Here is an 18,460-nt window from a genome sequence, read left to right on the forward strand (position 1 = left end):
CCCGGGCCCCCCCCCCCCCCCCGGCCCGCGCCGGGGCCCCGCGCCCCCGCCGGGGGGGGGGGCGCCGCCGGGCCGCCCCCCCCCCACCACAGCAGGGTGCCCGGCCGGCCCTTGAACGGCCCGCGCACCTCTGAGGTGATCCAGCCGCCGTAGAAGTCGCCCTCCTGCGCCGTGACGTCCTCTCCGGCGACCGTGCAACGGTCCATGCGGCTTGGGTAGAAGGCGAAGTAGTCCTTGAGGGCCGTGAAGCCGGGTTCGGGACGGGGATAGCTCCAGGCGGCGTCGGCGCGTACGTCGTCTCCCACGACGACGTCCCAGTAACGGGCCGAGCCCTTCCACTCGCACCAGGTCCGGCCCGAGAGCGCCGGGATCAGCAGCTCCGTACGGACGTCCGCCGGAGGGATGTAGAACACCGGCGGATGACTGGTCTCCAGTACCCGGACGGACTTCCGGGTCTCCGCCACCACCTGGCCCGCGCACTCGACCCGCACGACGCGGTCGTCCTCCCGTACGGCGGGCGGGCGGGGGTAGTCCCAGACGGACTCGGGCGGCCGTGGGGCGGAATGCGGCACGGGTTGTTCCGATAGCGGATCCAGGTACACCTCGTCCTCGTAGCACCAGGCCCACTCCTGGCCGCGGGCCAGGGCGCGGGCCACCGGGTGGCCGCTGGAGTCGAAGTGCGTCGTCGCGTGAGCGCCGGGAGAGCTGTCGCTGCAGCCCACATGGCCGCAGGTCAGGCAGAGCAGCAGGTCGGCCGGCGCACGTTCGCGTGCCGCGCACGTCGTGCATGTCTCACTCAGCGGCGCCGGTTCGGCCGTCCAGGTGTGGGAACAAAGCCTCTCCGAGGGCCGTCCGCCGTCGTGCCGGGGCGCCCACTTCGTCATCGGTGATCACCGGCCGGTGCAGTGCTGTCCACGATCTCTCCTCCGCCGTTTCTCGTCTCGCCCCTTGCTTCACCCTCACCCCGCGCAGAGGATGCAGCGGCGGGCAAGTGCGCCGCCGCTCAGCGGGGCCGGCGAGTGCCGTCGTGCCGGTGTCGGCCGGGTTGATCGGAGCTGGCAGCCCAGCTGGCGAGGAGCTTGAGCCGGTCCTCGTCGGGGCATCCCCCCCGCCGACGGCACGCTCGTCGCCGCCGAGGCCGGCCCCGGCAAGACCGTCGCGCTCGTCGGCAACGGCGCGGTCGGACTCTGGCCGTACTCGCCGCCAAACAGCTGGGCGCACAACGCATTATGGCCATGTCCCGCTGCCCCGAGCGCCAGAGGCTGGCCCGCTACTACGGCGTCACCGACATCGTCGAAGAAGGCGGCGACGAGGGCGTGGCGAGGATCAAGGAACTCACCGCGGGCTCGGCGCCCACTCGGTGATCGAGGCGGTCGGCACCCAGGAGTCGTTCATGCAGGCCGTCGGCGCCACCCGCGGCGGCGGGCATCTGGGCTACGTGGGCATGAACCACGACGTGACCGTCCCCGGGATCGAGCTGTTCCTCGCCGGTATCCACACCCTCGGCGGCCCTCGCCCCGGTGCGCCGCTTCCTGCCCGACCTCATCCAGCTCATCTGGGACCGCAAGATCGACCCCGGCAAGGTCTTCGACCTCACCCTCCCCCTGGACCGCGCGCCGGAAGGCTGCAGGGCGATGGACGAGCGTCGCGCCACCAAGGTCCTCCTCACCCTCTGACCTCGCCGAGCCCGCGAGCCACCGTTCCGTTCCCGAGACGGTAGACGGCTCCCTCCACCGCTGCCTCGAAGGGCCCGGCGTAGGGGTATCCGGCGTCGACGAAATGTCGTACGCGCCGGGCCGTGGTGTCCCGTATCGCATCGGACATCTCGTGCCTCCTTTCCGCCCCCGCCCGTGAACGGCTGGCGTCGGCGGGTCGGCGGGGCCGACGCCGGGACCATCTCCCACGGTAGGCCCCTCGCCCGCGCGTCACCCGGTGACGGAGTGCTGCCGGGCGCCGTGCGGTCCGCCAGGCGTGTACGGCGGAACAGTCCCGGCGGTTCCTGCGTATCCGGAGACAACCGTGGCTGTTTCTTCGTGCGCTGGCGGCCGTCGCCCACCGACGGCCGTGTCCGGCCAGTGCGCGGGGACCCGCCGACGGGTACCACGCGCTGCGGCGTTCGGCGGCCGCAGCCCCCTACCGCTCATCCGGCCGTGCCCCGCCCGGGACGCAGGCCGACCTCGACACGGACCTCCAGCACCGGGCCGTCCTCGCCGTGGGTCTGCTGGGCGATCCAGCGGGCGATCGCGGACTCGTCCCGCTCCACCGCCCGGCGTTCCGGCTGCTGCAGGCTCCATCCCAGCCGACTGGTCAGCAGACGCCAGAGCGACGCCCGCGACAGGACTACTCCCGTCACCCGTTCGACCACCAGCGGGAACGGCACGCGTACCTCGGCGGGCAGCTCCCGGTGGAACCATACGATCATGCCCGCCACGAACGAGGCGTCCGAGGCCACAGCCTGCCCGTCGGCGCCTGGCCGTCCACCCCAAGAAGCGCAAGAAAGGTGTGGCAGACGCATTCTCCCGAGCCCTCCTGCAGGAGAGGCCCGAGGATCTCGCCGTCCTCCTGGTTGACGGCAAACATCCCCGCGTCCAAGCACCTGTACGAGGACTGGGGCTTCCGCAAGGTGGGCGAGCGTCAGCCCTTCCCGGGCTCTCCGCTCTGCGCCGCCATGCTCGCGAACCTGCCGATTTCATCCTGAGCCGGGCGGCCCGCTGCCGCAGTCTTGTAGAGCGGTCTTCGACCGCTTCCAGCAAGGCGTGGAGTGGTTTCGAGATGTCCGCCAGGGCAGTGGGTTGTAGGCAGCTCCTCAGGAAGTCCCTTTACGTGCATGTGGATGGGGATTGTCGAATCGTCAAGGCGAGCCGTTTGGACGGGCTGGTACTCCAGCCGGACTTCTGTATTTCTGCTGGTCAACGGCCTGGCGGTGGGGAGTGTAGCGGGGGTGGGGCATGCGTAGGGCGGTCTTGGACAGGTCGTCCCACCAACGGGTGTCCGCGACGCATGTAGTGACTGCGCGACGAGCAGTCCACGCATGCCGCCTGCTGGAACACCTCCACCGGCACGGACCGCATCACCGGCGTGGCCCGCAGGCCGAGACGCTGCGGCAGATCGTCGTGCAGAACTGCTACCGCGACGCGGCAGGCCGCCTGCGTCGGCGCACCACCGACGACGGCGGTCTGCCACCCTCCTCGGTAGTCGTCTCCCCTTACGACACCACGGCGCGCTACGTCCGTCACGGGCACATCCGCAGCCGGAAGGGGTCCGCCGCGCATGTCACCGAGACGGGTGCCCCCGGCAGCCGAGCCCGACCATCATCAACTGGAGCAGCTGACGGGCCAACGCGTCGGTCGTCATGGTCGGGGTGCACCTCACGGGTTCGGGGCTCCTGGGTTGACGGCCCACTTTACAAAGACCGGTCGGGCCGGGGCTCGCGATCGGCCCGGACCGTGTCGCCGTACGTGCCCGGGCCCGACAGGTTCGACTCGGCCGCACCCCCGGTGATGCAAAGGTGCCTGTTCTGCGGGGCTGGTGCTCCTCGGACCTCTTCGGATCTCACTGGCGCAGTGCCTCCAGAGGCTCGACCCGGGCGGCCGGCAGCGCCGGCTACAGCCCCCGCGAACAGGCCCGTGACGGCCCCGACTGACGCCCCGACGAGGGGGACCGGCAGCCTGGCCGCGGGCAGGAACACGGCGGTCCGGTCGCGGACCACAGCCGTGCACAGCACAGCGGCGACGCCTGGACAGGTGCCGACCAGCCCACCGAGCGTGCCCGGAGCCGGTCGGCGCCTCGGCGACCAGGTCCCGCATGAGATTCTCCGCAGCACCTGCGCCACACCGTGACAGCCGACGGCCGGCTGTCACGGCGTGCTCGTCCTGACCGGGTACTGTCGGCGGCGGCTCTGCTGATCTGGTTCTTCCGGTCCATGCACGACATCGGCCGCGACCAGGACCGCGAGGCCCGCGCCGCGGCGGCCGAGCGGCTCGGCAAACGGTTCGCGGAGGCCGACGCCGACGGCATCCTCACCGGTCAGGAGGCGACCGACGCACTGAAGCAGCACGATCCCTGGTCCCTGGACCGGGACGCGACCCGTACGGTCGTCGTGGTGCGAGGCGCCGCGTCCGGCTGGGCCCAGTGCTACGCCCACACCGCGACGCGCACCGGTTCGGTGGCGTTGCGGCCGCTGGGGTCCTGCCCGGCTACGTCCCCTGCCGTTGCTCCCCACGCGCCGACGACCGGTGACCGCCGCCCTTCTTGAAGGCGGCCATGCCCCCGGACCAGGTCCGCTCACAGGAAGTGCCGGACCGGGGCGACCGCTGCTTCCTTGGCGCGTTGGAGCACCGCGCGTCGTCTCCAGCGGGTGAGGTCGATGTCGACGCTGCGCTCCAGGTCCGCCTCGTAGTGGTGGTCGAGTGCGGCGGTGAACGTCTCGTCGAGGACTGCGAGCATGACTTCCTCGTCGTGGTCCATGGAACGGCGGTTGAAGTTGGTGGATCCGATGAGGGCGGCGACGGAGTCCACGGTGATGATCTTGGCGTGCATCATGGTCGGCTGGTACTGCCGGATACGGACGCCCGCCTCCAGGAGCCGTGTGTAGTGGTGCTGTCCGGCGAGCTGGCAGGCGCGTTGGTCGGTGTGGGGACCGGGCAGCAGGATTTCCACGTCCACGCCACGGCGGGCCGTCCGGCACAGCAGGTCGATGAAGTAGGTGTCAGGGGCGAAGTAGGCGGTGGCGAGACGGAAACGTTTCTCGGCGGAGGTGAGCATGACCCGGATGAGGGTCTGCATGTCCTGCCAGCCGATGCTGGCGGAGCCGCGCACGACCTGGACGACGGACGAGCCGACTTGACGGTGCGCGGTGAAGCGGTCGCGCTCGTCGAAGAGTTCGTCGTGGCACTCGGCCCAGTTCTGCGCGAATGCGGCGGCGACTCCGTCCACAGCCGGACCGCGTACCTGGACATGGGTGTCCCGCCACTCTCCGGGGTTGCGGGCGTCGCCGCACCATTCCTCCGCGATGCCGACACCGCCGGTGAACGCGGTGTGCTCGTCGACGACGAGGGCCTTGCGGTGGCAGCGATGGTTCTGTTTGAGCGGTGACAACCACACGGGTTTGCGGAACCAGGCCACCTGCACACCGGCGACGTCCATGAGGTCCAGCAGGTGCCGTTCGATCCGCTTGGCGCCGAATCCGTCGAGCAGCAACCGTACCCGCACCCCGGCACGGGCACGCTGGGCGAGAGCTGTGGCGAAGTCACGGGCGATCTCACCGCGCCAGTAGACGAACGTCATCAAGTCGATCGTGTACCGGGCCGAGCGGATCGCACCGAGCATCGCGGGGAAGATCTCGTCGCCGTTGCGCAAGGGCACCAGCTCGTTGCCTTCGGTGGCGGCCACGCCGAGCAGCCGCTCGAGGCGTCGACGCAGGCGCTGCTTGCGGGCCTCCACATCAGGGTCGGTACCACGAGCAGCGGGCGCGGACGGGCCTTCGAGAATCACGCGGAATCTCCTGATGAGCCGATGGAACAGGTCGTTGTGGGCCGACGGACGCGCCCAGAGAGCGGATGCCCGGCACTCATCGCCTCACGCCCGGCATCCCTCCGGGCCGATCGTGCCTCCGTCCCCCTGCCTGTCTCCCGAGCACGCGTTCTCTGCCTGCTCCCGAACCGAGCGGGCATACGAGGGTGAGTCGGACGAGGACTGACGCCGGTGAACGCCGTCGCCGAGCAACGGATCAAAGGGGGACGCATGTCGACCGCTGTGCCGGAAAGACCCGCCGAGCTGCCTGGTGGCGGAGACGGCGGGGGCGCCGGAGCCACCGGCGCGCGACGCCGTGCCGTCCCACGCGGCTTCGGCTGGTCCGTCTGCTGGATCACCGCGCTGACCGCCTGCCAGGCCGCCTTCATGGTCGGCATCGGGCTGCTGATCACCGGTCCGGCCCACCACCTGTGGCCCCTGACGGCCGAGGACGGGGTGAACCGGGCTCTCGAAGGTATGCGCACACCGGCCCTGACGGGCCTGTCGTCGGTCGCGTCGGAGGCGGGCAACACCCTGACAGTGATCGTCGTCACCCTGATGTGCTGCCTGGGGATGCTACTGATACCCCGTCTGCCGATGTGGCGGCAGACGGTGTTCCTCGCCCTCGCCGTGTCCCTTCAGTCGCTGGTCTTCCTGGTCGTCACGGTGGCGGTGGACCGTCATCGCCCGGACGTGCACCGCCTCGACGGCTCTCTGCCCACGTCCAGCTACACGTCCGGTCACACCGGCGCGGCCACCGCCCTCTACGGCGGTCTGGCGGTGCTGACGCTGACCCGACTGCGCGGGCCGTGGCGGACGACCGTGGCCTGCCTGCTCTGCGTCCTCCCCCTGCTGGTGGGCGTCGCACGTCTCTACCGAGGCATGCACCATCCCACCGACGTCGTGGGTGGTGTCGTCAACGGGGGTCTGTCACTGCTGGTCGCAGGGTACGCACTGCTCACGGACGGGTTCGTGACCGTTCCTCTCGCCCTCGCCCCCGTGGCCGGCCGGCGGCAGCCGGTCCCCGGCCGTACCGTGGTGGTCTTCAACCCCACGGTCACCGACCAGGCCGACCGCGAAGCCCTGCGCCAGGTGCTGGAGCGCCACGGCCACCTCGCACCGGCGTTCGTCGAGACGACCGCCGATGACCCGGGAGGTGGCCAGACAGCCGACGCGGTCCGCGAAGGCGCGACACTCGTGGTGGTGTGCGGCGGCGACGGCACCCTCCGGGCTGCCGCCGACGTCCTGGCAGGCAGTGGCGTACCGCTCGCCCTGGTGCCCTGCGGGACCGGCAACCTCTTGGCCCGCAACCTCGGCCTGCCGCCGACACCCGCCGACGCCCTCGACGCGGCGCTGCGCGGCACACCCCACCACATCGACCTCGGCCGGGTCGAGGGCGACGGTCTGGCCTCCACGCACTTCACCGCGATGTCCGGCGCCGGTCTCGACGCCGCGATGGTGCAGCGGGCCAACGCGAACAGCAGGATCAAGTCCCTTCTCGGCTGGCCCGCCTATGTGCTCGCCGCCCTCCGGGTGCTCCGCACCCCGCGTACGGGGCTGAGCGTCCGTCTCGACGGCGCGCCCGCCCTGCGCCGTACGGCCCGCATGGTGCTGGTCGGCAACATCGCCACCGTACAGGGCGGTGTGCCGCTGCTTCCGGGCGCCCGGCCGGACGACGGACGGCTGAACCTGCTGATCCTGGACCCCCGCGGCCTCGGCGGTTGGGCTGCCGCCGTACGGGCGCTGCTGCGTCGCGGAACGAGCGGGTCACCGTCGACTGCGGTGCCCGGTTCGCGCGCACGGGACGGCGTACCGGTGGAGTACTTCACCTTCCGGCGAGCGGAGTTCGCCTTCGACGATCCGCAGCCCCGGGAACTGGACGGCGATTCGGTGGCCGCCGGCCGGCGCCTGACCGCCGAGGTCAGGCCGGGAGCCCTGACCATGCTGCTGCCGAAGCGGGAGAAGTGAATGGGTACCGCCACGAAGGTCCCGGAGACGAGGGACATGGCAGGAGAGGAACTGACCGGCGACGAAGCATGGGCGGCACTGCGCCGCTACGGCGGCTGGTCCCTGCTGCGGGACGCCTTCGTCCGCTTCCGGTACGCCGACGGCTTCAGCCACTCCCGGGCCCTCGCCCTGCAGACAGTACTGGCTGTCGTGCCCCTGGTCATCGCCGTCGTCGGCCTGTCGACCACCCTGCACACCGAGAACGTGGGCAGGATGGCCGAACTGACGATCCACCGTATCGTCCGGGGACCCAGCGTCGACGTCGTCGACGACGCCCTCGACCGCAGTCGGCGCACGGCGGGGGACGGTGCCGCCCTCGCCCTCTGGTTCGGCGCCGTCTTCTCCCTCGTCAACGTCACCACCGCGATGTGTCAGATCGAGCGGGGCGCCAACCGGATCTACGGCAACGAACGCGACCGCCCGTTCCTTCCGAAGTACCTGCGCGGCCTGGTGATGGCCGTGAGTGCGGGGCTCCCGCTCGGCCTCGGATTCGTGGTCGTGGTCGCGGGTGACGACCTCGCTGCGGCCGCGGTGACCGTCTACCACCTCGATGGCAACGCCCGAACGGCCTGGGACATCATGCGCTGGCCCTTCGGCCTGCTGCTCGCGCTCATCTCCGCGAGCGTGGTCTTCCGCCGCTCACCGCGCCGCAGACAGCCCGGCTACACCTGGCTGGCCTTCGGCGCGGCCGTCTACCTGGTGCTGTGGATGACGCTCACCTGGCTGTTGAGCCTCTACCTGGACCTCAGCGGTTCCTTCGACACCGTCTACGGTCCCCTGAGCGCCTTCATGTCCCTGCTGTTGTGGGCCTACCTCACCTCCATCGCCCTCCTTCTCGGGCTTGCCTTCGCCGCGCAGCTGGAAGCGGTGCGCGGCCGTCGGCCCGGCCCGGTTCAAGCCGACCCCGGAGTCTGAATGCTCACCCGTACCGCCCTGCGCCGTCTCGGTGACCGTCGCCGACAGGCCGACCGCAGGTACGGCGCGCGGTTGCTGGGCTCCGCGGCCCTCGCCGCCGTGTCCGCGGTCGCTTTCGGGCTGCTCCTGACCCTGGTCGAGGGCCAGTGGCGGCCCTTGTGGCACCTGGACACCGCCGCCGCGCACCGTCTGCACGAGTACGCGCTGCGCCATCGGGAGTGGACGGTCGGACTGCGTCTGCTGTCCGACCGGGTCTGGGCTCCCGTCACGCTGCGCACGGCCGTCGCGGTGCTGACCGCCTGGCTCCTGTACCGCCGGGCGTGGCGCCTGGCGGCCTGGGCGGTGGTGACCACGGTGACCGGAGGACTGGTCGGGCTGCTGGCCAAGTCCGTGGTGGAGCGGGCCAGACCCGCCCTGCACGACCCGGTGGCGCACGCGCCGGGCTACTCCTTCCCGTCCGGCCACGCGATGACGGCGACCACGTGCTTCGCCGTCTTCATGCTGGTTCTGGCGCCCCTCGTACCGCGGTCCTGCCGGACTCCCTGCTGGTGTGTCGCCGCCTTCTGCGTACTCGGCGTCGGCCTCACCAGAATCGCGCTCGGCGTGCACTGGTTCAGCGATGTCTTGGGTGGCTGGATCCTGGGTCTGGCCGTGGTCGCCCTCACCGTCTGGGCCTTCGAGGCATGGCGCGTCGAGACCGGGTGGGACCGCACCCCGGTGAGCGACGGACTGGAGCCCGAACTGTCCGAAGCCACCCCGGAACCCGGCTCGGGAACCCGCTGAGCGGTGCTGTGGAACCGTGCGACGCGTCCTGAGCGCCGAATTCGGCGTGTCTCGGCCCACGTTGCGAGCCGCAGTAAATCAACTCGTCGTGGCCGGGCTCCTGGTGCGCGAGCACGGTCGCGGCATGTTCGTGGCGGGCGCGAAGATCACTCAGGAACTGGACTTGGACCGGCGGACCTTCAGCCTTCCGCAGGCCGTGGGCAACTGGACCAGCCGGCTCCTCGAATTCAGTACCCAGTGGGCCGGCGCGCGGGTGGGGCGCAAGCTACGCATCTCACCCGCGGCGGAGATCCGGTACGTGGCGCGGCTGCGGCTCGTCGACGGTTCTCCCATGGCCATCGAGTACCTCCACGTCCCGGCGGACCTGGCGCCGGACCTCACCCAGGAGGAGTTGGAGAACGGCGATTTCTACCAGCACCTGAAGGAACGCCACGATGTACAGGTCAGTGAGGCGGTGCAGGCGATCGAGCCCACCGTGGTGACGCGCGGCGAGGCGGACCTGCTGGACGTGCCGGAGCTGTCGCGGGCTCTCCTCTTCGAGCGTCTCACCTCGGACACCCGGAACCGGCCGGTGGAGTACGCGCACTCGATCTACCGGGGCGACCGGTACCGCATCGTGTCCCGGCTGGTGCTCGGTCCGCGTGCCGACCGGCCCACGCCACCCGACGGCCATCATCCCGGTATCCCGCCGGGGGTCTTCATGCCGGGCGAAGCCGTCACGTTCTCCACTCGGGGCGTGGTGCAGAACGACCTGTGACGGCCGGCGGTTCACCGTCCGTGGTGGGCCTCGTCCGGTGTCACGAGACCACGTCGTCGGCCTCCCCGCGCTGGACCCGAGTCGGGTCAATGCGCGGCCCCTGCTCGACCTCTGCACCCAGATTCCCCAGCGATCAACCGATGTTTCCTCGGCATCAAGCTGACGGCGGCGAGTAGAAATTGGCTCTGGCCGCAGTTCCGTGAATCCCCAGGTCAGCGGTACGAACGCGGGATCGTTTCGGCAGCGTACTGTCTGCCGTGGCGAGCAAGACGGTCGAGGATGTGCTGTTTCCCGGGATCGATGTGCAGGTGGAGGGGGTGAGCGACTCCTCCGGCATCCTGACGGTGGAGTCGATGTCGACGGCCCGTCCCGGCCGGTGCCCGAACTGTCGCAAGCAGGCCCGCCGCGTGCACAGCACGTATCAACGCACCCTGGATGAGCGGCCGTTGGGATCACGCCGCGTCATCGTCCGGTTGCGGGTGCGCCGGTACTTCTGCGACCGGAAGAGCTGTTCCCGTACGACGTTCGTCGAGCAGGTGCCGGGTCTGTCCACGCGCTAGCGCCGTTCCAGTACCGGGCTGGCGGGCTGGCTGCAGTCGATCGCGATCGAGCTCGGCGGCCGTCCCGCCGCACGATTGTGCCGCCGACTGCGGCTGACCGCGGGCCGGACACGGCTGCTCAGGCTGTTGACGGCGCCGACGGTGTCGGACCGTGCCCCGCGGGTGCTGGGGGTGGATGAGTTTGCCTTCCGCAAGGGCTGCACCTACGGCACCGTGCTGGTCGACGTCGAGGCCGGCCGGGTCGTGGATGTACTGCCCGACCGCACCTCCGAGACATTCGCGGCCTGGCTCACCGAGCATCCCGGAGCCGAGATCATCTGCCGGGACCGGGCCAGCGCCTACACCAAGGCGGTCAGGGAAGCCGCTCCAGACGCCCTGGAAGTCGCTGATCGCTGGCACCTGTTACAGAACCTGTCCGCCGCCGTGGAGAAGACCTGCCACCAGCACCGCGACTGCCTGCGCAAACGAGCCGAGGAGGAGGCAGTGACCAAGGTGCCGGAGCCGCCCCCGATGCTGTTACCGCCCCCGGAACTGCCCCGCACCCAGATCATCGAACGCACCCGCCACCGCTACGAGGACATCCACCGCCTGCTGGACAAACGCTGGACGATCAGCGCCATCGCCCGCCGACTGAACCTCGACCGCAAGACCGTGCGCCGCTTCCGCGACACCGACCTCAACCAGCTGCTGGCCTCTGCCCGCGAGCGCCGCCCCAACGGCGTCTTAGAGCCATTCAAGGCATACCTCAACGCCCGCTTCACCGAAGCCCAGGGCCAGGTCAGCGGCACGCGCCTGTTCCGGGAGATCCAGGCCCGCGGCTACCGAGGCAGCCGCCAGGTCGTCCGCAAACACCTCACCGCCCTCCGCGCGGGCATCGCCGAACCGATCCGAGTCGACATTCCGAGCCCTCGCAAGATCACATCGTGGATCATGCGGCCCAGAGAAACTCTCACCGAAAGCCAGGACGAGCGACTGCTCCAAGTCCGGCTCGCCTGCCCGGACATCGCCCGGGCCTGCGATCTCGCTCGGGCGTTCGCCGACCTGGTCCGCCACCGGCGCGGATACCTGCTGCTGGAGTGGATCTGGCAGGCCGAGCAGGACCCGCCGAAGCCCATGAAGGGCTTTGCCGGCTTCCTCCGCCAGGACCTCGGCGCGGTCACTGCCGGACTCACCCTCCGGTGGAGCTCCGGTGTGGTCGAGGGACACGTGAACCGTGTGAAAACACTCAAACGAGCCATGTGCGGCAGGGCCTCGTTTGAACTCCTCCGGGCCCGCATCCTCACCCAGCCATGAGCATCACGGAACTGCGGGTGACTCTTTCAGGGGCTTGTGCCAAGGAACAAGGCGGCCAGACGGGGAAGCCGACGGCTCATCTCCCTGTCGTCGTCGAAGTCGAAATCCTCGCCCATATCAACCGCGTTGTCGCTCTCTGTATCAGCCCCGCGGAAACCGCGCCAGGCTTCGTAGAAGGCATCCGTATCACCCGTGATTCGTTCGAACGCCCCGCTTGCTGCATAGTTCACGTCCTCGTAGAACAGCACCTCGGAACGGTCCTGGACGTTCGCAGCCTGAACGACATCAGGGTGCGCAGCGAGGCTGTCGGGGTCAGCCGCCACGCGCTGGTACCACTGACAGCCCAAGGCGATCACACCGGCGCGGAAGTCCATGAAACTGTCGTCGGAGCACCCGCCCCCGATGAGATAAGCAGCCGCCCACACATCCCAGCGATACAGGGCGTCGTGCAGCTCATCGAAGCGTTCCGCATACTCCAGGATCTCCTGGCGCGGTCTCTCCGCGAGCTGCTTGACGAGAACCTCGTCAAAAGGCTCGCCCGTTGCGGCAGCCCCGGCTTGCGCGGCTTCGATGACGTCCCAGAACGTGTCGATCTCCATGACCGCGCACTCTGCCACGCCCCGATGACAATCGACCCCGGCCACCCTGCCGACGTCTGGCAGTTTCACGGAACTGCGGCCAGAGCCTAGAAATTCCCCACGTACGGCCAACTCGATTCCCCAGACCGCAGTCACACTCAGTAGCCTCGGTGCTGGCTCGCGGATCTGACGTACGAGGGGGTTGTTGACGTGGTTCGTACCTGGCTGTCGATCCGGGTGGAGTTGGTCTCCGGTCACGGTGCGGACCTGTGGCCGCGTCCCGGCCGGGTGTTCGCTGCGGCTCGGTCGCACTCATTCGCGCAGCTCGCCTCGGCCATCGATCTCGGCTTCGCTCGCTGGGACTTGACCCACCTGCACTTGTTTACGCTGTCCGATGCCACCCACGTCAGCCCGCTCGACTGGTGGGACGGCGAGGCCCCGGACGGCACCGTGGACGGCCATGCCACCAAGCTGAGCAGACTGCAGGCCGGCGAACAGTTCGCCTATGTCTTCGACATGGGCGATGACTGGGCGCACCTGTGCACGGTGGCGGAGAAGCGTATTGATCCCCTCGAGGAACTCGGCGAGGTGCCCGACCGCCCGGTTCCCTACTGGGGCTGGGGCAGCCTCCCGGACCAGTACGCGCGCCGTTGGGACGGGGACGATGGGGAGTCGCCGATGCCGAAGCGGCCGGCCCGTGGCCTCAGCGACCTGCCTCCGATCCTGCCGTGGTGGGGTGAATATCGCCGGGGGTGACCTCACGCTGCGTACACGAACTGGCCGCCGGTGCGGAACTGAAGTGGCCATCGTGGGAGGCCGAAGTGGTCGCGAGTGGGGAAATCTAACTGCCGCTGACAATCAGTCCAACAGCCGTCGAGCGATGGGCCGCAGGGGTCGTCAGAACCGCCTACGCGGCAGAGGTAGCCCTTCGAGTCGACGACAGAGAGTCTCGGGTGCACCTAACCTCCTCAACTGTCGCTGTCCTTGACGCCTCCTCGCAGGCCCTACTCATCCAGGCTGGAGTAGATGAACGCAGTGCGGCCCCGCGGAAAGGAGAGAGAGCCTGGGCCTCCCCTGAATAGATCGCTACGAGGGAGTCGGCTGATCGCCACCATGTGTCGGCCAGGCCCTGCACTTCGCGCACTGGCTCGTACCCGTCCAGTCAGATCGTGGACGGCTCCGGGTAGCGCGTCCGAGGCCCAGATCAGGCGGCCGGCTGGATCAGCGAGGACCTGCACGTTCAGCCCGTGGTGTTTCTTCTTCCCCGAGTAGTACGGGCGGTCGGCGGCGATGCGGTCGACCGGCAGTACGGTGCCGTCGAGGATCACGTACGCCTTCTTCCGCACCGTCGTTATGGCCTGTTCCAGTGTGGGCGCGAGAGCGGCCAGGAGGTCCACGGCCTCGCGTATGTACCGGTGGACCGTCGCGATTCCGACGCGGAAACCTGCTGCGAGGCGGGCGTAGGTGTCGCCGCATCGCAGATGGGCCAGGACGAGCACGGCCTGCCGGTCACAGGTCAGGCGACGCCAGCGGGAGCCGATTCGTTGACGGTGGCCTGCGAGGAGACCGGATAGGTGCTGCAGAGAGCGGCTGGACAGGTCGATACCGGACGGGTAGACAAGCACGCGGAAGCTCCCCACAGACTAGTGATCTTGGTTGAAAACCCACCTACCAGGGACCTCATCCTGTTGTCAGCCCAACGGCGTACTGCTTATGCAGGTTGAAAAGGCTCAATGTCAGTGCCGTGCTGTTCACTTGGCCGCGTGGACGCCTCAGCTCTGCGCACCCGTCTGAACGACGCCTGGCGCGCGCCCGAATTGCACTGCCCGCTACCCATTCATGGGACAGGGCATGTCTGTGTGCCCAGTGACGCGGAGGATCTGGCCGAGCTGGAGCGCGTCGCTGCGGACGTGGTTGACGGGGCGGGTCTGCCAGTACGTGCCTGGGTCGTCGGGGGTAGGGCGGCAGGGGTGCCCGACGGTCCGCCGGTGGGCGGGGAGGGTGGGCTCCCCATCGGCGGGGAGGGCGGGCTGTTGGAGCTGCGCGGGTGGGTGCTGGCCGAGCACTGGTTCGGATACGGCGTGACGGCCACCACCGATGGCCCGCGCCGCGTCGTGATCCTCGCCCGGCGCGCGTTCACCCGCCCGCCCGGGGTCGGGTGGGTGGCGTTGCTGCGGGAGGCCACCGGGCGGACGGAGCCCGATCGGTGCGGCGTCGACTGGGCCGCGACGGAGGCAGCGCTGGGCACCGCGCTGCCCGGTGACTACAAGGACATCGTCGACGCCTTCGGCGCGGGCAGCTTCGACGAGTACCTGGACCTGTTGGTGCCGGGTGCGCTGGGCACGGATCTAGTCTCCTGGGGCCAGGACATGGCGCGGTACGCCGACCTGTACCAGCCATACCCGGTCCACCCCGCGCCCGACGGCGTGCTCATATGGGGGACCTCCGAGCAGGAGCTGACCTTCCACTGGCTGACCGGACCGGCCGATCCCAACGACTGGCCGGTTCTGGTGCAGTATCTCGACGGTGAGTGGCAGCGCTTCGACTGCGGCACCGGCGAGTTCGTGCTGCGCCTGCTCACCGACCGCACCCCGCCGTTCGCCTTCCCGCCCTCCGCCGGACCGTTCCCCCACTGGTTCGCCTCATGGGAGCTGCCGGAGGGCTAAGCTCCTGCAAACCCGGCTGCCAGCGCCGCTGACCATGCTCGGCGAAGCGTCTGAGCCGCCGGGACAGACTGCGGATCTGCTGGTCACGACCCCGCTACAGATCCGTTCAGTCGTCAGCAGGCCGATGAGCAGTACAGGGATGAGGTTGGAAAAGGCTCACTGGCGCGTGATCACGGTCCGCCTTCAGGCTCTCTGCGGGGTTCGCCGGCCAGCAGCGGTCGCGGAGTCGGCGGGGTTGGGTCGTCGCCCATGCCGATGAGAAAGAAGGCTCGCGCATCCGCAGGCGCTGCTGCATCGCGTTTCTCTTCGACTCAACCGTGCTGACAGACGATCTTCTCCGCGGACTCCCGCCCCACGTAAGTAGAGTTGTCGCACATGAACGGTGATCAGCGGGGTGGGAATGAAGCCAGAGAGAGGTCCCACTGGTCAGCCGCGTGAAGCAGCGCCGCGTCGTCCATCCTGACCTCCACGACGTACTGATAGATGTCAGCCTCGTCGTTACCCTCTTGCCACGGAGGCGCCGCCTCCAAGGACAGATGAACGCGAATCGCCGCGGTCCCGCCCTCGCTTCGATGGGCGAGGCTGAAAGCCACGACTGGTTCGATGAACCAGTCGTCTGGCGACAGCTCACCTTCGGAATCAGGTTCGGTGACGTCCACCGTCCCCGTGGCCACCGCACGCAGCCACGCAGACACCTGACGGGCCTCATCGGTGAGCAGACACGGATCGGCGAAGGACCAGCTTCCCTCAGGAGTCATCACCGTGCCATCGATGACCAGCCAGTTGTCGTCGTACGAGTCACCCCGAACCGTGCCGAACTGATAGCGCACTGGGCGGAGGTCGACGCTGCTGGAGAGATCGTTCAGGAGCACCGGCCCAGGATGTCATGCGCTGGCCAGCAGCGGACTGTGCTCCTACTCCCAGGTACACAGGCCAGAGCGCCACCGCGAACTGACCTCGGTTTCGGAGACAATCCCGACTCCTGTCAGACTATCTTCTCCAGGGACTCCCACCCATGAGCAGCGTGAGCACCGCGAGAGCCAGTCACACCAGCCCCTTGAACTGCGGTTTCAGGTTGGTGGAAGCTCACTGAGGTCACCTGGAATCCCACGACGGGCTGTGACCGGATCTCGCCCGGGTGTGACAACTGCTGTGCGTTGAAGCAACAAGCCGCTGAGTGCATCCGTCGGCCCGGAGCCGGTCGCCGCGGTCCCAGTGGTCGACCTCTCGGTTCGCAGGTCGGGGGCTGAGACTTCCAAGTCGGCGTCGTTCTCGCCTACGCCACGAGCCGCGGATGCCAACCGTCGGGAGAGGGTGTCCGGGACGACCGCGCAGTACACCTTGCGCTCGAAGGTGGGGTGCTCGGTGATGTCGGTGACCGAGGGGGCAGATGCGTGGCGCGGGGTTGCAGGCTTTACTTCATACCAGCAGGAAGGAATACCTGTCTTGATCCTCCCGAAGGTCAGAGACCCTCGCTTTGTGACGATCCGCCGGGGTGGGATTCTCACTGATGCAGACCATCATCTCCTGGCCCTGTGGGCAGCAGCTTGCGCCGAGCACGTTCTTGACCTGTTCGAGTCGGCTCGGCCTGGGGACCCGCGGCCGCGCCAGGCGATCGAGCATGCCCGCGCCTTGGCGCGTGGGGAGGTGAAGATGATGGAGGCTCGTGCGGCGGGCGGTCACGCGATGGGTGCGGCCCGGGATCTGCGTGGCGCGGCACGGTGTGCCGCCTACGCCGCGGGCCAAGCCGGGGTCGTCGCACATGTTGCCGCACACGAGCTCGGTGCGGCTGCCTATGCGATCAAGGCCGTACGCGCCGCCGCGCCTGATGGCGAGAGTGAGGCCGCAGGGCAGCACGAGTGCCAGTGGCAGCGTGACCAGCTCCCGGAGCCGATTCGGGAGCTCGTACTTGACGACCAGCGGTTGAGGAACGACATCTGCTGGTCGGTGTTCGACTGCTGAGACTGATCCACCGGCACCTCGCCGAAGAATGCGGCACCTCGCCGATGACGTCCCGTCGGGATACCGGCCAGCGGGGCGTCGCCATCGGAATTCGACGGCGTCGTGAACAGCCCCTTCGTCGGCATACAACGCCGCGCAACAGCAGGGATGCCGCGGGCGGCCTGCAGGGGGTGCTCGGTCACGCGGGATGCGGTCATGCGGATCCGGCCCGGTGGAGGAGGCGGGCCGGGCCCATGCCCGGGGCGGTGGATGCGGTGCCGTGTCATGGGTGGGTGAGGGCGTGGTGGCGGCGTTCGAAGTCGGGGGTTTCGTCGGTGATATAGCGGGGGGGTATGGGCCGGTTGTACTGGCCGGTGATGCCGCGGGCTGCGCATTCTTGTGCCAGGTCGGCGCTGGAGGGCGCCTGTGTGTGCCGCCCGTGCTCGGCCCAGATGTTGTGGATGCGCCAGCGCAGGAAGTGGCGGCGCAGGTTGGCGGGGCTGACGGGTCGGCGGCCGCGTCCGAGGAGTCCTTGGTGGGCGAGGTGGGCGGAGACGAGCGGCAGGGCCGCGTCCACGCTTACGCGCTGCTCGCGCAGCGGCAACTGCGGATTGGGCACCTGGACGCGTCGTGCGACTCGTGGAGTCGTTTCTTGGACGAGTACGAGCATGTCTCGTCCGCCCGCGGTGACGACCACTTCACCACGATGCGCGCGGACTTGACGCCTTACGCAAAGGCCCGCGCAGTACGGGCGCTGACTGGCCGGGTGCGCGAGGTCGCATCAGCCAAGGCCTGAAAATAGGGGCGCCCGTCGGGGGAGCTGTCGGCAAACCCCGGAGGCGCCACCCACGATACGGGCATCCCGACTGCCATGGGGCCGATCCTGCCGCCTCCATGGCGTGAGGGGTTTTCTGTTCTTCTTCCCCAGGCAAGTCTCACGAGGCTGCCAGGTTGTGCGGCGTGACCTTGGCGCACGGGTCGTTCCTCTCCGCTCGGGCAAGCCAGAGGTACATCTACGCGGGACGCGGGAACCAGGACGCCACCGACTGGCCCCGCTTCAACTCGTCGTCCCTGGCACCGTTCTGCCCCAGGTCGATCGCAGCTCCCGCGCGGATGCCCTGGGAGGAGACGTGTCGGCCGTCCGTGACCAGCCCGCCGCGCCGAACCAGAACTTCACCCGGCCATTCACGGTCTGCACCCGCAGGTGCAGGCCGACTTGTGGCCGTCTCGCTCCTGGTCTCCTCGGTGGCCACCACTCCGTTCCTGAGGACGTGTCGGAAGACCAGCCCGATGTGATCCCCTGCAACCTGAAGGTGGGGAGGACCTGGTTTGCTTAAAGGTCCTACTGACCTAACCTCGCCGTTTCACTTGGGGATGTGTGGCTGTGGGGCGGAAACGCGAAAGTGCCTTCCTGACCTGGGACGATGAACCTTGCTGAGGGGTTCTGTC

At 69.0% G+C, this 18,460-nt stretch carries 17 protein-coding genes and 6 pseudogenes; 14 read left to right on the top strand and 9 right to left on the bottom strand.

The genetic code is table 11. The features are described 5' to 3' along the window. Both ABT085_RS28605 and ABT085_RS28610 read right to left on the bottom strand, forming a co-directional pair. A partial coding sequence (locus ABT085_RS28605; RefSeq protein ID WP_351613995.1) for a DUF427 domain-containing protein occupies positions 1-602 on the bottom strand: 602 nt, incomplete at its 3' end. After that, positions 600-884 (bottom strand): annotated as a pseudogene (locus ABT085_RS28610) (UBP-type zinc finger domain-containing protein); the annotation flags it as partial. The gene ABT085_RS28605 and the pseudogene ABT085_RS28610, both read right to left, overlap by 3 nt. 241 nt (positions 885-1,125) lie before the next feature. Between ABT085_RS28610 and ABT085_RS28615 the strand changes: the two are divergent. Then, positions 1,126-1,676, top strand: a pseudogene (locus ABT085_RS28615) (zinc-binding dehydrogenase); the annotation flags it as partial. On the opposite strand, the gene ABT085_RS28620 reads toward ABT085_RS28615, so the two are convergent. Then, a complete protein-coding gene (locus ABT085_RS28620; protein WP_351613958.1) occupies positions 1,666-1,824 on the bottom strand; it encodes a hypothetical protein in 159 nt (52 codons plus the stop codon). The pseudogene ABT085_RS28615 and the gene ABT085_RS28620 sit on opposite strands and share 11 nt — an antisense overlap. A gap of 316 nt (positions 1,825-2,140) precedes the next feature. Next, positions 2,141-2,422: a helix-turn-helix domain-containing protein gene (locus ABT085_RS28625; RefSeq protein WP_351613961.1), complete on the bottom strand. Its 282-nt coding sequence runs from the start codon at positions 2,420-2,422 to the stop codon at positions 2,141-2,143. Positions 2,423-2,469: 47 nt separating this feature from the next. Here ABT085_RS28625 and ABT085_RS28630 point away from each other — a divergent pair. Together ABT085_RS28630 and ABT085_RS28635 are read left to right on the top strand one after the other, a co-directional pair. Then, a pseudogene (locus ABT085_RS28630) lies at positions 2,470-2,698 on the top strand (GNAT family N-acetyltransferase); the annotation flags it as partial. 1,224 nt (positions 2,699-3,922) lie between these two features. Then, positions 3,923-4,255, top strand: coding sequence for a hypothetical protein (locus ABT085_RS28635; protein WP_351613964.1), 333 nt, complete (start codon positions 3,923-3,925; stop codon positions 4,253-4,255). 29 nt (positions 4,256-4,284) lie between these two features. On the opposite strand, the gene ABT085_RS28640 is transcribed toward ABT085_RS28635, so the two are convergent. Continuing rightward, positions 4,285-5,493, bottom strand: a complete 1,209-nt coding sequence (locus tag ABT085_RS28640) for a phospholipase D-like domain-containing protein (RefSeq protein WP_351613967.1) — start codon at positions 5,491-5,493, stop codon at positions 4,285-4,287. A 249-nt stretch (positions 5,494-5,742) separates the two neighbouring features. Between ABT085_RS28640 and ABT085_RS28645 the strand changes: the two genes are divergently transcribed. The 6 genes and pseudogenes from ABT085_RS28645 to ABT085_RS28670 form a co-directional block, all read left to right on the top strand. Next, a complete protein-coding gene (locus ABT085_RS28645; RefSeq protein ID WP_351613970.1) occupies positions 5,743-7,479 on the top strand; it encodes a bifunctional phosphatase PAP2/diacylglycerol kinase family protein in 1,737 nt (578 codons plus the stop codon). Next, positions 7,480-8,433 carry a YihY/virulence factor BrkB family protein gene (locus tag ABT085_RS28650; RefSeq protein WP_351613971.1) on the top strand — a complete coding sequence of 318 codons (954 nt, stop codon included), beginning with the start codon at positions 7,480-7,482 and terminating at the stop codon, positions 8,431-8,433. Further along, the gene (locus tag ABT085_RS28655) at positions 8,434-9,216 is read left to right on the top strand and encodes a phosphatase PAP2 family protein (RefSeq protein ID WP_351613974.1); all 783 of its coding nucleotides are present in this window, start codon (positions 8,434-8,436) and stop codon (positions 9,214-9,216) included. A 16-nt stretch (positions 9,217-9,232) separates the two neighbouring features. Further along, on the top strand, positions 9,233-9,973 hold the full coding sequence (locus ABT085_RS28660) for a GntR family transcriptional regulator (RefSeq protein WP_351613977.1): 741 nt from the start codon (positions 9,233-9,235) through the stop codon (positions 9,971-9,973). 257 nt (positions 9,974-10,230) lie between these two features. Then, complete coding sequence (locus tag ABT085_RS28665) at positions 10,231-10,533, top strand: transposase family protein (protein WP_351613979.1); 303 nt, start codon at positions 10,231-10,233, stop codon at positions 10,531-10,533. Positions 10,534-10,548: 15 nt separating this feature from the next. After that, positions 10,549-11,826 (top strand): annotated as a pseudogene (locus ABT085_RS28670) (ISL3 family transposase); the annotation flags it as partial. Positions 11,827-11,852: 26 nt separating this feature from the next. Here the strand turns inward: ABT085_RS28670 and ABT085_RS28675 are convergent. Further along, positions 11,853-12,425, bottom strand: a complete 573-nt coding sequence (locus tag ABT085_RS28675) for a DUF4240 domain-containing protein (RefSeq protein ID WP_351613982.1) — start codon at positions 12,423-12,425, stop codon at positions 11,853-11,855. Between the two features lie 189 nt (positions 12,426-12,614). Here ABT085_RS28675 and ABT085_RS28680 point away from each other — a divergent pair, with 189 nt between their 5' ends. Further along, positions 12,615-13,160 carry an IS1096 element passenger TnpR family protein gene (locus ABT085_RS28680; protein WP_351613985.1) on the top strand — a complete coding sequence of 182 codons (546 nt, stop codon included), beginning with the start codon at positions 12,615-12,617 and terminating at the stop codon, positions 13,158-13,160. Between the two features lie 407 nt (positions 13,161-13,567). Here ABT085_RS28680 and ABT085_RS28685 read toward each other — a convergent pair. After that, positions 13,568-14,029, bottom strand: a pseudogene (locus ABT085_RS28685) (transposase family protein); the annotation flags it as partial. 363 nt (positions 14,030-14,392) lie between these two features. Between ABT085_RS28685 and ABT085_RS28690 the strand changes: the two are divergent. Further along, positions 14,393-15,070 (top strand): hypothetical protein, encoded by a 678-nt coding sequence (locus ABT085_RS28690; protein WP_351613988.1) that lies wholly within the window; start codon positions 14,393-14,395, stop codon positions 15,068-15,070. A gap of 386 nt (positions 15,071-15,456) precedes the next feature. Here ABT085_RS28690 and ABT085_RS28695 read toward each other — a convergent pair whose 3' ends face one another. After that, entirely contained in the window at positions 15,457-15,942 is a 486-nt protein-coding gene (locus ABT085_RS28695) for a WapI family immunity protein (protein WP_351613990.1), read from the bottom strand. A 225-nt stretch (positions 15,943-16,167) separates the two neighbouring features. On the opposite strand from ABT085_RS28695, the pseudogene ABT085_RS28700 reads away from it, so the two are divergent. Together ABT085_RS28700 and ABT085_RS28705 are read left to right on the top strand one after the other, a co-directional pair. Continuing rightward, positions 16,168-16,320, top strand: a pseudogene (locus tag ABT085_RS28700) (DUF5131 family protein); the annotation flags it as partial. 196 nt (positions 16,321-16,516) lie between these two features. Further along, positions 16,517-17,032: a putative immunity protein gene (locus ABT085_RS28705; protein ID WP_351613993.1), complete on the top strand. Its 516-nt coding sequence runs from the start codon at positions 16,517-16,519 to the stop codon at positions 17,030-17,032. Between the two features lie 262 nt (positions 17,033-17,294). Here the strand turns inward: ABT085_RS28705 and ABT085_RS28710 are convergent, their stop codons facing one another. After that, the gene (locus tag ABT085_RS28710; RefSeq protein WP_351613998.1) at positions 17,295-17,630 is read right to left on the bottom strand and encodes a hypothetical protein; all 336 of its coding nucleotides are present in this window, start codon (positions 17,628-17,630) and stop codon (positions 17,295-17,297) included. Between the two features lie 33 nt (positions 17,631-17,663). Between ABT085_RS28710 and ABT085_RS46770 the strand changes: the two genes are divergently transcribed. After that, positions 17,664-17,807 carry a hypothetical protein gene (locus ABT085_RS46770; RefSeq protein ID WP_502982825.1) on the top strand — a complete coding sequence of 48 codons (144 nt, stop codon included), beginning with the start codon at positions 17,664-17,666 and terminating at the stop codon, positions 17,805-17,807. Positions 17,808-18,460: the final 653 nt, after the last annotated feature.

It is taken from the genome of Streptomyces sp. NPDC002265 (genome assembly GCF_040296125.1).
Taxonomy (GTDB): Bacteria; Actinomycetota; Actinomycetes; order Streptomycetales; family Streptomycetaceae; genus Streptomyces.

What these genes read in the sequence shown, in the direction of transcription:
- ABT085_RS28625 (WP_351613961.1), bottom strand. Translation starts at nt 2,422, where the DNA reads ATGATCGTATGGTTCCACCGGGAGCTGCCCGCCGAGGTACGCGTGCCG.
- ABT085_RS28620 (WP_351613958.1), bottom strand. Translation starts at nt 1,824, where the DNA reads ATGTCCGATGCGATACGGGACACCACGGCCCGGCGCGTACGACATTTC.
- ABT085_RS28650 (WP_351613971.1), top strand. Translation starts at nt 7,480, where the DNA reads ATGGGTACCGCCACGAAGGTCCCGGAGACGAGGGACATGGCAGGAGAG.
- ABT085_RS28655 (WP_351613974.1), top strand. Translation starts at nt 8,434, where the DNA reads ATGCTCACCCGTACCGCCCTGCGCCGTCTCGGTGACCGTCGCCGACAG.
- ABT085_RS28645 (WP_351613970.1), top strand. Translation starts at nt 5,743, where the DNA reads ATGTCGACCGCTGTGCCGGAAAGACCCGCCGAGCTGCCTGGTGGCGGA.
- ABT085_RS28675 (WP_351613982.1), bottom strand. Translation starts at nt 12,425, where the DNA reads ATGGAGATCGACACGTTCTGGGACGTCATCGAAGCCGCGCAAGCCGGG.
- ABT085_RS28635 (WP_351613964.1), top strand. Translation starts at nt 3,923, where the DNA reads ATGCACGACATCGGCCGCGACCAGGACCGCGAGGCCCGCGCCGCGGCG.